The sequence below is a fragment of the Salmonella sp. K21076 genome, assembly GCF_039650795.1.
Lineage (GTDB): Bacteria > Pseudomonadota > Gammaproteobacteria > Enterobacterales > Enterobacteriaceae > Salmonella > Salmonella enterica.
Window position 1 is genome coordinate 189891 of the sequence record NZ_JBCLYA010000050.1, and the last position, 14166, is coordinate 204056.

The 14166-nt window shown below is 49.1% G+C and carries 12 protein-coding genes, 1 tRNA gene and 2 pseudogenes; 5 read left to right on the plus strand and 10 right to left on the minus strand.

The window, feature by feature from the left end; genetic code table 11:
- Positions 1-128 precede the first annotated feature (128 nt).
- Positions 129-1640: a leucyl aminopeptidase gene (gene pepA / locus AAYN39_RS19830; RefSeq protein WP_000397157.1), complete on the minus strand. Its 1512-nt coding sequence runs from the start codon at positions 1638-1640 to the stop codon at positions 129-131.
- 280 nt (positions 1641-1920) lie between these two features.
- Here pepA and AAYN39_RS19835 point away from each other — a divergent pair, with 280 nt between their 5' ends.
- The 3 genes from AAYN39_RS19835 to lptG all read left to right on the plus strand — a co-directional run bounded on the left by AAYN39_RS19835 (position 1921) and on the right by lptG (position 4217).
- Positions 1921-1971, plus strand: a complete 51-nt coding sequence (locus AAYN39_RS19835) for a hypothetical protein (RefSeq protein ID WP_212724070.1) — start codon at positions 1921-1923, stop codon at positions 1969-1971.
- A 63-nt stretch (positions 1972-2034) separates the two neighbouring features.
- A complete protein-coding gene (gene lptF, locus AAYN39_RS19840; RefSeq protein WP_000584132.1) occupies positions 2035-3135 on the plus strand; it encodes an LPS export ABC transporter permease LptF in 1101 nt (366 codons plus the stop codon).
- Complete coding sequence (lptG, locus tag AAYN39_RS19845; protein ID WP_001182241.1) at positions 3135-4217, plus strand: LPS export ABC transporter permease LptG; 1083 nt, start codon at positions 3135-3137, stop codon at positions 4215-4217. Before lptF ends, lptG begins: the two co-directional genes overlap by 1 nt.
- Positions 4218-4422: 205 nt before the next feature.
- Here lptG and AAYN39_RS19850 read toward each other — a convergent pair whose 3' ends face one another.
- The 3 genes and pseudogenes from AAYN39_RS19850 to AAYN39_RS19860 all read right to left on the minus strand — a co-directional run.
- A complete protein-coding gene (locus tag AAYN39_RS19850; RefSeq protein ID WP_001244064.1) occupies positions 4423-5421 on the minus strand; it encodes a LacI family DNA-binding transcriptional regulator in 999 nt (332 codons plus the stop codon).
- A gap of 63 nt (positions 5422-5484) precedes the next feature.
- Positions 5485-6609, minus strand: a pseudogene (locus AAYN39_RS19855) (gluconate:H+ symporter); the annotation flags it as partial.
- Positions 6604-6975 (minus strand): annotated as a pseudogene (locus AAYN39_RS19860) (alcohol dehydrogenase catalytic domain-containing protein); the annotation flags it as partial. The pseudogenes AAYN39_RS19855 and AAYN39_RS19860, both read right to left, overlap by 6 nt.
- A gap of 222 nt (positions 6976-7197) precedes the next feature.
- On the opposite strand from AAYN39_RS19860, the gene AAYN39_RS19865 reads away from it, so the two are divergent.
- Together AAYN39_RS19865 and AAYN39_RS19870 are read left to right on the plus strand one after the other, a co-directional pair.
- Positions 7198-7282 (plus strand) — tRNA-Leu (locus AAYN39_RS19865).
- A gap of 163 nt (positions 7283-7445) precedes the next feature.
- Positions 7446-8711 (plus strand): integrase arm-type DNA-binding domain-containing protein, encoded by a 1266-nt coding sequence (locus AAYN39_RS19870; RefSeq protein ID WP_000772672.1) that lies wholly within the window; start codon positions 7446-7448, stop codon positions 8709-8711.
- Between the two features lie 62 nt (positions 8712-8773).
- Here the strand turns inward: AAYN39_RS19870 and AAYN39_RS19875 are convergent, their stop codons facing one another.
- The 6 genes from AAYN39_RS19875 to AAYN39_RS19900 form a co-directional block, all read right to left on the minus strand.
- Positions 8774-9850 (minus strand): serine/threonine-protein kinase, encoded by a 1077-nt coding sequence (locus AAYN39_RS19875; protein WP_000573583.1) that lies wholly within the window; start codon positions 9848-9850, stop codon positions 8774-8776.
- Positions 9847-10905 (minus strand): serine/threonine-protein kinase, encoded by a 1059-nt coding sequence (locus tag AAYN39_RS19880; RefSeq protein WP_000700163.1) that lies wholly within the window; start codon positions 10903-10905, stop codon positions 9847-9849. Before AAYN39_RS19880 ends, AAYN39_RS19875 begins: the two co-directional genes overlap by 4 nt.
- The gene (locus AAYN39_RS19885) at positions 10895-12058 is read right to left on the minus strand and encodes a hypothetical protein (protein WP_000493739.1); all 1164 of its coding nucleotides are present in this window, start codon (positions 12056-12058) and stop codon (positions 10895-10897) included. The genes AAYN39_RS19880 and AAYN39_RS19885 overlap by 11 nt, the downstream gene beginning before the upstream one ends.
- Positions 12059-12333: 275 nt before the next feature.
- Positions 12334-12900: a phage polarity suppression protein gene (locus AAYN39_RS19890; RefSeq protein WP_000214423.1), complete on the minus strand. Its 567-nt coding sequence runs from the start codon at positions 12898-12900 to the stop codon at positions 12334-12336.
- Positions 12901-12915: 15 nt separating this feature from the next.
- Positions 12916-13155 carry an ogr/Delta-like zinc finger family protein gene (locus AAYN39_RS19895; RefSeq protein ID WP_000468230.1) on the minus strand — a complete coding sequence of 80 codons (240 nt, stop codon included), beginning with the start codon at positions 13153-13155 and terminating at the stop codon, positions 12916-12918.
- A 3-nt stretch (positions 13156-13158) separates the two neighbouring features.
- Entirely contained in the window at positions 13159-13902 is a 744-nt protein-coding gene (locus AAYN39_RS19900; RefSeq protein WP_001779443.1) for a hypothetical protein, read from the minus strand.
- Between the last annotated feature and the right edge of the window lie 264 nt (positions 13903-14166).

The window sequence follows — 14166 nt, forward strand, 5'->3', positions numbered from 1 at the left end:
CTTCTTGTGGTGGATTTAAATGCGTTGCCATGATGCACCCCGTAGGCCGGATAAGCGTGGCGCCATCCGGCAAAACGCCTGATGGTGGCGCTAATGCGCCTTATCAGGCCTACGGGGTAATCTCAAACTTACTCTTCGCCGTTAAAGCCCGCACGATTGAGCAGGAACTGCGACAGCAGCGCTACCGGACGACCGGTGGCACCTTTGGCTTTACCGGAACGCCAGGCGGTACCGGCGATATCCAGGTGCGCCCAGTTGTACTTACGGGTAAAGCGCGACAGGAAGCAGCCCGCGGTGATAGCGCCGCCAGGACGACCACCAATGTTCGCCATATCCGCAAAGTTGGACTCCAGTTGTTCCTGGAACTCATCGCCCAGCGGCAGACGCCACGCGCGGTCGCCCGCTTGCTCGGACGCGCCGATCAGTTCATGCGCCAGCGGGTTATGGTTCGACATCAGACCGGTAATGTGATGGCCCAGCGCAATCACGCAGGCGCCGGTTAGCGTCGCGACGTCAATGACCGCTTCCGGTTCGAAGCGCTCAACGTAGGTCAGCACGTCGCACAAAACCAGACGGCCTTCGGCGTCGGTGTTCAGGACTTCAACGGTTTGATCAGACATAGTGGTCAGCACGTCGCCAGGGCGATAAGCGCGTCCGCCCGGCATGTTTTCACAGCCCGCCAGTACGCCGATAACGTTAATCGGAAGCTTAAGCTCGGCGACCATACGCATCACGCCGTAAACCGCCGCCGCGCCGCACATGTCGTACTTCATCTCGTCCATCCCTTCAGATGGCTTGATGGAGATGCCGCCGGAGTCGAAGGTCAGGCCTTTACCTACCAGCACGATCGGGCGCGCGTCTTCGGACGGATTGCCCTTGTACTCAATCACCGACATCAGCGATTCATTCTGCGAACCGTGGCCGACCGCCAGATAAGCGTTCATACCCAGTTCGCGCATTTGCTGTTCGCCGATCACGCGGGTGATGACATTTTTGCTGTAGCTGTCGGCCAACTGGCGCGCCTGTGACGCCAGGTAGGCGGCGTTACAGATATTGGGCGGCATGTTGCCGAGATCTTTCGCAGCCTTAATCCCGGCGGCGATGGCCAGACCGTGCTGAATGGCGCGTTCGCCGCTGGTGAGCTCACGGCGGGTCGGCACATTAAAGACCATCTTACGTAGCGGGCGGCGCGGCTCGCTCTTGTTGGTCTTGAGTTGATCAAAGCTATAAAGCGTCTCTTTGGCCGTTTCGACGGCCTGACGCACTTTCCAGTAGTTGTTGCGGCCTTTAACGTGCAGTTCGGTCAGGAAACAGACGGCTTCCATCGAACCAGTATCATTCAGAGTATTTATCGTTTTCTGAATAACCTGCTTATACTGACGTTCATCAAGCTCGCGCTCTTTGCCGCAACCAATGAGGAGGATTCGCTCGGAAAGAACGTTAGGAACATGGTGCAGCAACAGAGTCTGCCCCGGTTTTCCTTCCAGTTCGCCGCGACGCAGCAATGCGCTGATGTATCCGTCGCTAATTTTGTCGAGCTGTTCTGCAATCGGAGAAAGGCGACGCGGTTCAAAGACGCCCACGACAATGCAGGCACTCCGCTGTTTCTCCGGGCTACCGCTTTTTACACTGAACTCCATGCACTATGCTCCTGAATCTTAAAGACAACAGTGGTGGCTACAGCTATACTCGTCGTCTTTCAAGTTGCAGATGCGTTGGCTGCGCCTGCTCACCCCTGTCGCTTACCTGATGTAAGCTCCGGGGCTCCACAGTCCTGCCGCCTGCCTGCAACTCGAAATCCATTAGAGTATAGAAATTGAAAGCTTTCGTAACTCATATCCGCTGTTGCGGTGACTTCGTGTTAATCTTAACGTTATTACGGCATTGGCACGTCAGAACAAGTTCTGAGAGGTGAATCCGCTGAGTATAATGATCTTAGCGATGATTTCGACGACTCAAGAGAATAAATGACGTTTAAGCCATGAAACAAGCTAAATTCCAGCAAAAAAATGGTTTTTTACGGGCGTATTTAAAGTGATAATCATAAGATATCTGGTGCGGGAGACGCTCAAAAGCCAGCTGGCGATACTCTTCATCTTACTTTTGATCTTCTTTTGTCAAAAGTTAGTGAGGATTCTCGGCGCGGCGGTTGACGGCGATATTCCCGCAAATCTGGTGCTCTCGCTTCTGGGGCTGGGCGTACCGGAAATGGCGCAGCTCATCCTGCCTTTAAGCCTGTTCCTGGGGCTGCTGATGACGCTGGGCAAACTGTATACCGAAAGTGAAATTACGGTCATGCACGCCTGTGGGTTGAGCAAAGCCGTGCTGGTAAAGGCCGCCATGGTACTGGCGTTATTTACCGGTATCCTTGCGGCGGTTAACGTGATGTGGGCCGGCCCCTGGTCGTCAAAACACCAGGATGAAGTGCTGGCGGAGGCGAAAGCGAACCCCGGTATGGCGGCGTTGGCGCAGGGGCAATTCCAGCAGGCGACCAACGGCAGCTCGGTGCTGTTTATCGAAAGCGTTGACGGCAGCGACTTCCACGATGTTTTCCTGGCGCAAATTCGTCCTAAGGGCAATGCTCGTCCTTCTGTGGTAGTGGCCGATTCCGGACACCTTACTCAGTTGCGCGATGGTTCCCAGGTTGTCACCTTAAACAAAGGGACGCGTTTTGAAGGGACGGCGTTGCTACGCGATTTTCGCATCACCGACTTCCAGAACTATCAGGCGATTATTGGTCATCAGGCCGTGGCGCTGGACCCGAACGATACCGACCAGATGGACATGCGCACGCTGTGGAATACCGACAACGATCGCGCTCGCGCCGAGCTGCACTGGCGTATCACGTTAGTCTTTACCGTATTTATGATGGCGCTGATGGTCGTGCCGCTCAGCGTGGTGAATCCACGTCAGGGGCGCGTCTTGTCTATGTTGCCCGCTATGCTGCTTTATCTGCTGTTCTTCCTGATCCAGACCTCCATTAAATCGAATGGCGGTAAAGGCAAACTGGACCCGGTTATCTGGATGTGGGCGGTCAACCTGATCTATCTGGCGTTGGCGATTGGTTTAAACCTGTGGGATACGGTGCCGGTTCGCCGCCTGCGTGCCCGTTTTCTGCGTAAAGGAGCGGTATAATGCAGCCATTTGGTGTGCTTGACCGCTATATCGGTAAAACCATTTTTACCACCATCATGATGACGTTGTTCATGCTGGTGTCGCTCTCCGGGATCATCAAGTTTGTCGATCAGCTGAAAAAAGCGGGGCAGGGTAACTACGACGCGCTGGGCGCGGGTATGTACACCCTGCTCAGCGTACCTAAGGATATCCAGATCTTCTTTCCTATGGCGGCGCTGCTTGGCGCGCTGCTGGGGCTGGGGATGCTGGCGCAGCGTAGCGAACTGGTGGTGATGCAGGCATCGGGTTTCACCCGTATGCAGGTGGCGCTGTCGGTGATGAAAACGGCTATCCCCCTGGTGCTGTTAACCATGGCGATCGGCGAATGGGTCGCCCCGCAGGGCGAGCAGATGGCGCGTAACTATCGTGCGCAGGCGATGTATGGCGGCTCGCTGCTTTCCACCCAGCAAGGTCTGTGGGCGAAAGACGGGAATAACTTTGTCTATATTGAACGGGTGAAGGGCGACGAGGAGCTGGCCGGCATTAGTATTTACGCTTTCAACGATCAGCGTCGTTTGCAGTCGGTGCGTTACGCCGCTTCGGCAAAATTCGACCCGGAGCATAAGGTCTGGCGTTTGTCGCAGGTGGATGAGTCCGATCTGCAAAACCCGAAACAGATCACCGGTTCGCAGACGGTGAGCGGCACCTGGAAAACGAATCTGACGCCGGATAAGTTAGGCGTGGTGGCGCTGGACCCGGATGCGCTTTCCATCAGCGGTCTGCATAACTACGTTAAATATCTGAAGTCGAGCGGACAGGACGCTGGACGTTATCAGTTCAATATGTGGAGTAAAATCTTCCAGCCGCTCTCCGTGGCGGTGATGATGCTGATGGCGCTGTCGTTTATTTTCGGGCCGCTACGTAGTGTGCCGATGGGCGTGCGTGTGGTGACGGGGATTAGCTTCGGCTTCGTCTTTTACGTCCTCGACCAGATTTTTGGCCCGCTGACGCTGGTATACGGCATTCCGCCGATTGTCGGCGCTCTGCTGCCGAGCGCGTCTTTCTTCCTGATTAGCCTGTGGCTAATGCTGCGTAAGTCGTAATCACAGTAATCGTAGGCCTGATGGCGCTGTGCTTTTCAGGCCTACTCCGGACCCGTAGGCCGGATAAGGCGTTAGCGCCGCCATCCGGCAGACAGCTTGGTATTCCTCGAATGATGTAGCGCGTAACCTGACGCGTGGCGCTTTTGGCTACGCGTTAAGCACAGGCAAGCTGCGGGAAAGAGCATAAGCGCAGTAGTTCAAAAAGTTATAATGTGTTGCCGTGATAAATCTGATAACCCAAATCAATCGTATTATGGTTGAGATCGTTATTTTTAATTTTGTTGAGCAACATCTGCGCGGCTCTGCGCCCGATCTCAAAACGAGGGGTAATTACGCTGGCGAGGCTCGGTATCATTTGCCTGCCCATCTCCAGACCGTGGAAGCCGGCGATGGAGATCTGCTCCGGTACGGCCAGTTGACGCTCGCGGCACCACAGTAGAGCGCCCATTGCGATATCGTCATTTGTACAAAAGACGCCATCCACGTCCGGGTGCGCAGTAAGCGCATCACGCATTAGCTGTATCCCCAGATGGATAGAGGAGATAGCGCGGGGATTGATGCGCAACGGCGCCAGCCCCCGGCGCGTCATCGCATCGCAGTAGCCGTGATAACGCTGCTCATCACGGATATCGTCTTTTGAACCCAGATAGAGAATTTTCCGCCGCTGGCGTTTATCCAGCATGGTGCTGACCATATCAAAGGCGGCCTGACGGTTATCAAACCCCACCTCCATATCTAAGCGATCGCCCTGGATATCCATGAGTTCTACAATCGGAAGGGTAGCTGAGCGCAGGAATTTGACGGTTCTGAGGGTATGATATTTTTCTGAAAGAATAATGCCGTCGATATTGTAAGACAGTAAATTGATAACGGACTCTTCTTCCGAATCGCGATTGTAATTGTAATTCGCAATGAGAGTTTGGTAGTTATGACCCGACGTTACGGATTCAATCCCGGCGAGAATGTCGGCAAACAACTGATTCTGAAAAGAGGGGATCAGCACGCCCAGAGTGTAACTTTGCGCGTTTAACAGCATAGCAGGCGCGCGATTTGGTATGTAGTTAATTTCCTCCATGATCTGCGCAATACGCTCGCCGGTTTCCCTGGCGACTTTTTTCGGCGAGCGGATGTAACGGCTCACCGTCATTTTTGTCACGCCAGCAAGCGTAGCGATATCCTGCAAAGAAATTCTGTGATTCCTCATGTTTTCTCCAGTACCGGGGGCGGGAACGTCGCCCCCATGGTTAATTGGGCTGCGGATGATGAATTAATGCAGAACCGCATTCAGCGCCAGTACGCCCAGCAACCCCATGACAGAAATCAATGTTTCCATAACGGTCCAGGTGCGTAGGGTTTCCCCGACGCTAAGATTAAAATACCCTTTAAACAGCCAAAAACCGGGATCGTTAACATGTGATGCAATAACGCTTCCCGCGCCTGTCGCCAGTACCATTAACGCCGGATCGGCGTGGGTTACGTTAATAATCGGCAATACGACGCCCGCTGTGGTTATCGCGGCCACGGTCGCGGAACCTAACGCAATACGCAGCACGGCGGCTACCGTCCAGCACATTAATAACGGAGATAGCGAGGTGCCGGTCATTAATTGCGAGATATATTGACCCACGCCGCTATCCACCAGCACTTGCTTAAACGCGCCGCCGCCCGCGATGATAAAAACAATCATCGCAATAGCGCCAATGGACTCGCCGACGATATCCATCACCTGCTCAACCGTACGTCCATTGCGTCGCCCCAGCGTAAAAATGGCGATGATAATGGCAATAAACAACGCCACTGCTGGATTACCGATAAATTCGAAGAAAACCCGCACGGCATTCGTTTTTGGCAGCGTGATTTCACATACCGCTGCGATGGCCATCAGAATGACCGGGATCACGGCGGCAAAAATACTGTTCCAGAATGACGGCATCTCCTCTTCACTGAATAGATGAGGATTAAATAATCCTTCAGGCGGCGCTTTTTCAAATCGCGCCAGCAATTTTGAAAACAGAGGGCCGGCAACAATCACGGTCGGTATGGTAATGATTAACCCATACAGCAGGGTCGTACCGAGATTTGCCTCAAAAATTGTCGCAATAGCGGTAGGGCCGGGATGCGGCGGCAGGAAGCAGTGCGTAACGGATAAGGCGGCGACCATTGGAACCCCGACATACAGCAATGGCAGTCCCGATGAGGCCACAATTGTAAAAACGAGCGGCAACAGCAGTACGAATCCGACTTCAAAAAACATTGCCAGGCCGACGATAAGCCCGGTGATCACCAGCGCCCATTGCACGCGTTTTTTGCCGAACGTATTAATGAGCGTCGTCGCAATGCGCTGCGCGGCGCCGGTATCGGAAATTAATCTTCCCAGCATCGCGCCAAAACCGCCACGATTGAGGATAGTGGGCACTGCCCCTTCCAGGCAGTTAATTTGATTGCCGCTGATACAGGCATCGCAGTGTCCGCAGCTGCGCGCCGTCCAGCCGATTCCAACGCGCTGGCCGACTTTTAGTCCCTTATCCTGTGCCGCGCTACCGAGTGCGGCCACCCGACCGATGACCTCGTGTCCGGCAACCAGAGGGTATTGAGAGAACCCCCATTCATTGTCGATCATCGACAGATCGGAATGGCAGATCCCGCAGTAGTCGACCCGTACCTCGACATCTTCCGGTTGGAGTTCTCCCGCGTCATATTCATAGAGTTCGAGCTCGCCGCCCGCCTCTTTGGCGGCGTAGCTTTTTATTATCGTCATTGTGCTTCCCTTAATGTGGTGTTGAACTGAAAAGTGTAGAGCATGGAGGCAAGGGACGCCCGGCGTTAATCTGCTGGAGAAGGCGGGAAGTAGCCTGATTATTCTATTTAATCCTCAACGCTGCTGAAATTTTCAGCACTTAGCGATACAGGTGTATGCTCGTGCTTGCATGGCGGCGTATGACAGGTATAATCCACAACGTTTTCCGCATACCTCTTCAGTGCCGAAGTGGCGAAATCGGTAGACGCAGTTGATTCAAAATCAACCGTAGAAATACGTGCCGGTTCGAGTCCGGCCTTCGGCACCATTAGTACTTCCAAGACCATCCGAGAAAGTCCAATTATCCCTTAAAAATCAATGATTGAAGCGATTTTTACGTCCTGAGTCGTCCGAGGTTGTCCGTTGAAATCCGGAAGTCATTGGGGGCATAATTGGGGGCATCTTAACTTCGATTAGAAATGTGCCCCCAAATGAAGCTCAACGCCAGACAGGTCGAGACCGCAAAGCCAAAAGACAAAACCTACAAAATGGCCGATGGCGGCGGTTTGTACCTTGAGGTTTCGGCCAAGGGATCCAAATACTGGCGCATGAAATACAGACGCCCCTCTGACAAAAAAGAGGATCGCCTCGCTTTTGGTGTTTGGCCTACTGTGACACTTGCTCAGGCAAGAGCAAAGCGCGATGAAGCCAAAAAGTTGCTAGTGCAGGGCATTGATCCAAAAACCGAACAGAAAGAGGCTCAGGCCGAGAACTCGGGGGCGTATACTTTCGAAACTATCGCTCGTGAATGGCATGCCAGTAACAAGCGCTGGAGCGAAGACCATCGATCGCGCGTTCTTCGCTATCTTGAACTTTATATTTTCCCTCATATCGGTTCGTCCGACATTCGCCAGCTCAAAACCAGTCACCTGTTAGCCCCGATCAAAAAAGTTGATGCCAGTGGTAAACACGACGTCGCTCAGCGCCTGCAACAGCGCGTCACGGCTATTATGCGTTATGCCGTACAGAACGATTACATCGACTCTAATCCAGCCAGTGACATGGCCGGTGCGTTATCGACTACCAAAGCACGACACTATCCAGCCTTACCTTCTAGCCGTTTCCCTGAGTTTCTTGCTCGCCTTGCTGCATATCGTGGCCGTGTAATGACACGGATTGCTGTCGAGCTTTCCTTACTAACTTTTGTACGTTCCAGCGAGTTACGTTTCGCGCGTTGGGACGAGTTCGACTTCGATAAATCCCTTTGGCGCGTACCGGCAAAACGAGAAGAAATTAAGGGTGTGCGTTATTCGTACCGTGGCATGAAGATGAAAGAGGAGCATATCGTTCCTCTCAGTCGGCAGGCGATGGTTTTGTTAGAGCAGCTCAAGCAGATTAGTGGTGATAAAGAGCTGTTGTTTCCGGGGGATCACGACGCAACTAAGGTTATGAGCGAAAACACGGTAAATAGCGCATTGCGTGCGATGGGTTATGACACAAAAACCGAGGTCTGCGGGCATGGGTTTCGGACGATGGCGCGTGGTGCTTTGGGTGAGTCAGGATTATGGAGCGATGACGCGATAGAGCGTCAGTTAAGCCATTCTGAGCGTAACAATGTGCGTGCTGCCTATATTCACACTTCAGAGCATTTGGATGAGCGTCGTTTGATGGTGCAGTGGTGGGCTGATTATCTCGATATTATTCAGTATGAGCATATTACACCTTATGAATATGCAAGAGTCTGCAACATAAAATGAATGATATTTATAGATGATAATTTAATGGATTAAAATAGGCACAATTACTTGTGCCTATTAATTCAATCTTTCCAAAGAATTACAGGGTGTGCTCTAGGCCATGGGTGTCCATCAAAAGTGGAATAACAAACAGTATTTCTTGTTGAGGTGTTTGGGTACCTCGAACCGTATACACTTTCCATACTAAAAAAGGAGTTAGAAGGTGTCCCATCAATAAATCCACTTATCCCTCCTTGAATAAGATTATTGACGCGACCGACATGACGTTCTTCGGATAAATAACAAAGGGTTTCACATGCCTTAACAAGCGTTTCAGCTGTAGGCCTCTTGTCCGAGTCATAACTTAAGCACTTATCTACAATTTTTTGTAGATCTTGTGATAAACTTTGATATTGTGGATTGGCAGTCATAAAGGTTGGCCATTCCATTCTATTTTTTGTTTTAACATTAACAGCAGCATCTAAATAAACGCCAAATGGATAGTCTCCTGTTAATAATTTAAACATCATTGCACCTAATGGCCAAATATCAGTTGATGCTTCTATAGGTTTACCCTTTTTACCAAACATTAATTCAGGAGACATGAAGGGTAAAGCACCTTTTATCGTACCAGAGGTCGATCTTGTTAGGTCACCACTGGCAGCAGCTTCATCAAAAAGTTCTTGTGTTAGCGTAGCTATTCCAAAATCTGTAATTTTTAGATTCGAAATTTGTACTCCGCCAGACACCATTACATTACTCGGTTTTAAATCTCTATGAATAACATCTGCTTTATGAGATGCCATTATTCCTTTAGCAAGGTTATGTAGTATACAAGCGCCATAATGTGGGTCTAAAAAATCAAAGTGGCGCAATTTTTCCTCAAGGTTTTCACCTTCAACAAATTCTTCCGCTAAAAATATATTGCCATTATCTTCAACATAATCAAAGGTTTTTGCTATATTGTGATGGTTTATTTTTGCAGCGATTTTGGCACTTTTAAGAAATCTTTTGCTTTCCAAACCAGGAAGTGGAGTCTTTAAAGCTAAATCTAAATCCAGCTTTAGATCTAAAACTTTATATACGTCTTGCATCCCACCTTTACCAACATAAGATAAAATCTTATAGCGTTCTGCAATGATTCTTCCGACTTCAATCATGATATTACCTCCGGTCTAGATATATCAAAGGTGACAAAGCTTCTAGATTTTTCATTTATAAGAGTAATTACACTGCAGCTAGGAAATACTTTATTTGTTATCACTTGTTGGTTATTAATTGTCGCACTTCCTGAAAAATTACCTACTTTAAAGTCGAAACCATCATATACTATTTCCATACTTCCACTAGTACCCCAAGTGATCGTAACACTTTTATTTTTAGCATTTATTTCATATTTCTTTCCATTCAGGACGAAGAGGGCACGGTGTCTATCTTTTAATAGGTATTTAGCTATTTGATCTCTAACCGAAGACATTGCCGGTCGAGCATATTTGTCATGGCTTAAGCAACTAATGAAAGTTCTGGCTAAGTCCTTTGGAAGTATCTTTCCTAATTCAGGTATATTGGTTATCGCGGCCGGGGGATGTTCGTATAATTCATCTGGTTTTTCTATGCCGAATAAATCTAAAACGAGGACACCATATGCATAAACATCAATTTTTTGATCGAAACTAATGTTTTTTCTCTTCCATAGTTCAGGAGCCATATATCCTAAGGTTCCAATAACAGAATGAGTGAATGCTTCTGTGCCTGAGGTCCTTGCTAAACCAAAATCTAATATTTTAACAATTTTATTCTCGTCTACTCTAATATTATTGGGCTTTATATCTCTGTGAATTACTTTAGCAGAGTGGATGTCACTTAACCCGCATGCTATCTGCCATAATTTCTTTAGTTTTTCGGGGTGACTTTCTGACGGGTTATAATTTAAATCCACTCCGTTAATATACTCCAGAACTAATCCTTTTTTAGTTTTTTCGGAGACTGTTATGTCAATTAAATCATAAAGTTGTACTACATGTTTAGAACGAAGTTTGAGTAGCGCTTTCTGTTCATCTAGTAAACGTCTCTCTTCTTCTCCATCCTTTAACAACTTTACAATTACATCTCTATCTAAATGATTATCCTTACATATTAAAATGTCCCCCATGCCACCACCGAGTTCAGTGCTCTTTAATGAATATCTTTCTGGTAGGACGTGATTAATCTTCATTTTTGTTTTCCTCATCCTTGATATTTATCATTACAGATTGGTCTTTTTTGATCTTTTCAATAGCTTTCTTTTTATCTTTGTTTTTTCTTTGTTTGATTGCTTTGCTTGTAATGGATGGATCTTGAGATTTTTCTGGGGATTCGTTTGAGAATAGCTCTCTTTGTGGTGTTTCAGAATCTAATTCTAGATTTTTTGTTGAAGGATTGTTTAGTGTTTTTTTATTTTCAAAACCATCATCGTCTATAATAGGTGAAGGTTCTTTATCTTGATCATCCACTATATTTTGAGAGAAGTAATTCTGCGCTGCAGGATAATTTTTCATCCACATGATATGTAGATTCCCATGAGGGTCCCATAACTCTACACCAATATCTTTATGGGAGTTGAGGCTGTTTTCTATATCATTGCAATTAATAATTCCAAATGAAGCGTTATCTTTCGCACCGCACCATTGAACATATTGAGCTATTCTCTGCGCTGATGTAGAAAAATCAGATGAATGACTTAATAACTCTTCGAATGCTGAATGAGAAATGAAATGAGTTCCATCGGATGTCAATATTATATTTTTATGATTTTTATCTAAGATATTGATATGAGGCTTTATAGATTCCCCCATTCCTATAAACTGGAGTAATCCGCGCCCTCTGCCACCCAATGCTTCTAGAGAGTCATCACTGCTAATTGCTGTAAGTCCACAGTCCAGAGAAAAGCTATATATTCGACTGTCGCCAACGTTGACAATTACAGGAGCAGACCCATTTTCAATAATTACAGCGGATAATGTTGAACCGCCATGTCCTTTTGCATAGTCATATACAACGGAGTTTGCTTCTAAAGTCGCTTTTAATAACCGAGACTCGGGAGGATCACTTCTAAACTTAATCAAAGAATAGAATAAAGTTGATAAAGCAATTGTTGCGCATTGCTTTCCATCTTGCATTCCACCCATGCCATCTAATAACGCCATTGCAAAAAAAGGATTGCCAACGTTTGACGGAGTGTTAACTCTAATCGCGGCTATTAGATCCTGATTCTCAGCTCTAACCAGTCCTATATCCGTGCTAAGGACAGCGTTGAGGTCTTCTGGCCGGTTAATGCCGCTTTTGGCCGAAGAACGAGCTAACCAGCGAGCAAGTCGTTCTGTAAACATAGTAATTCCGTTTTATTGTGGGGGAGTTTACTTTCGCAATGAGCTAACCAATTGTCAATTAATACGAAAGAGCTCGCGCGCAATGCTCTCCCCGCCACGCCTGCCCGCTTAAGAGGTCGCTTTTAATGCAGGTGCATGAACGTCCTCAGGCCGCACCAGCACTGGTGTTGCGTGGGATAAAAAATACGGGGATTTGCATGCAAAACCATGCACCTTATGGATGCATGGCTTTTTTCAGGAAAAATAGCGGAATTTTCGGGGGATTTTTTCGCGTACTACCGTGTGGCCAGTTCTGCACGTCGGCGGGTGTAAATCAGGTTCTGTGCCGGAGTGAATTTCTCGCGATTATCATCCCGCGAAGCCGCATCAGGCCTGAATCCGATGGTCGTTAACATATCGTTGTCCTGCACGGAATAATTAATTTTTTCACCTGCGGCCAGCCACACCGACAGGGCTTCACGCAGATAATCAACCGAGTGCTGCATGGCGCTCTGTTTTACTGCGGGAATTTGTTCGTGATATCCCATCAGCTCAGGCGCCAGCGTGGCGGCCAGCTCCGCGCCGTGCTGCTGCATAAAGTCATGGAGCCGGTTGCGGATGCTGATGTGCTGTACCTCCTCATGTGAGCGGATATAGCGACCGGCGGCCTGATTAATCTCCCACTTTTTCACGTCGATATTGTCGCGCAAATCCTGCATTCTGCGCGGGATTTGTTCGTCACCGGCAAGGAGCTGTTCACGGTATTCCCGTTCAAGGTCTGCCAGTTCGGCTTTACGTTTCAGCCAGGTATTTTTGTTCGTCTGACAGGCCTCAAAGGCCTGCTGTATGGTCACAGTGGTCACGAGTCTCTCTCCTGATTAATGCCGAAACGGCGAGCTGTAGCAGCCCTGTACTTTACGCGGCGGCGGTGGCGTCACCGGCGCGGGGTCGGGTTTCTCCGGTGCAGCACGTATCACACCGTCAACCGACTCAATGGTGCGGAAAGTGGCCGAACATTCGATATTGGTACACTGGTGATAACGCTGTTTGACGTTTTCCGACAGATACCGGCTGGTACGGACGTGCGCGGTCTTTTTGCAGAACGGACAGTGAAACATAATTCAGCCCTCTGCCTGTTCGTGGTCTTTTGCGGCCAGTTCAGCGGCAAGCTTCATCCGTCTGGCCGGGCTTCTTAACAGCGCCATATCAACCCCGGTTATGACCGGGCGATTCATGCCCGTTACGGACAGAACCGGCTCCTGCTCCATATCAAAATGATACAGGGCTGACTGCATATTCAGGGCATCACCCAGCTCACGGGTCACGGTCGCACGCAGCGAGGTTTCTCCGCTCATTTCCAGCGACCGAATACGCAACAGAAAGGCACGTAACAGTGCGGGGCTGATACCGGCTAACGCCTTCTTCCACTCGCTGTTGGCGTAGGTAGTGAACGCTTTTTCATGGGCGCTGATATAAGCCGTACCGGAGGAGCATGCACCAAGCATGGCGAGGCTTTTGTCTTTCTCCAGCTCGGTAATCAGACCGGTGAACTCATCAGCCAGTTCGCGGCTGGCGATACGTTTACTGTGTTCAGCTTTCAGTTCAGGAGTGAGGTTGCCGCGCAGAGTTCGAAAGCGGCTGCGCCAGTCCTGTTCGGCCTGTGCACTTTCACTGAGGGCGGTCTGTCGTTCCTGCTCACAACGCTGAATGGAAGCCTCAATGTCGCTGAGTTTACCCATGCTGGCCGTGTGTGCGTCTTTTGCTTCGTTAAGTGCGACCAGCGCACCGGCAATGCGTTGTTCCGCGCCTTCATCCTGTTTACTGATAACGGTCTGCATGGATTTGATAATGAGTTCGGGTTTCATGTTCAGGCTCTCCGTGTGTTCAACCTGAAATGATTCTGACGCCTCCTGCACAACAACACGATTCATTGCCGTTGTCAGAGTGCTGGCACAAACAGACCTTAAAAACCGGCTGGCCACAGAAAGGTCTCAGGAAAACCTGACTCACCGTTTGTTTTTTTACTAATAACTATTCACCACTGTTCACCTTAAATAAAAAGATAAGTAATACAGTGAGTTAAAGGGTGAATAGTTGAAGGTCTGAGTGTTCACCGTCTGTTCACCACT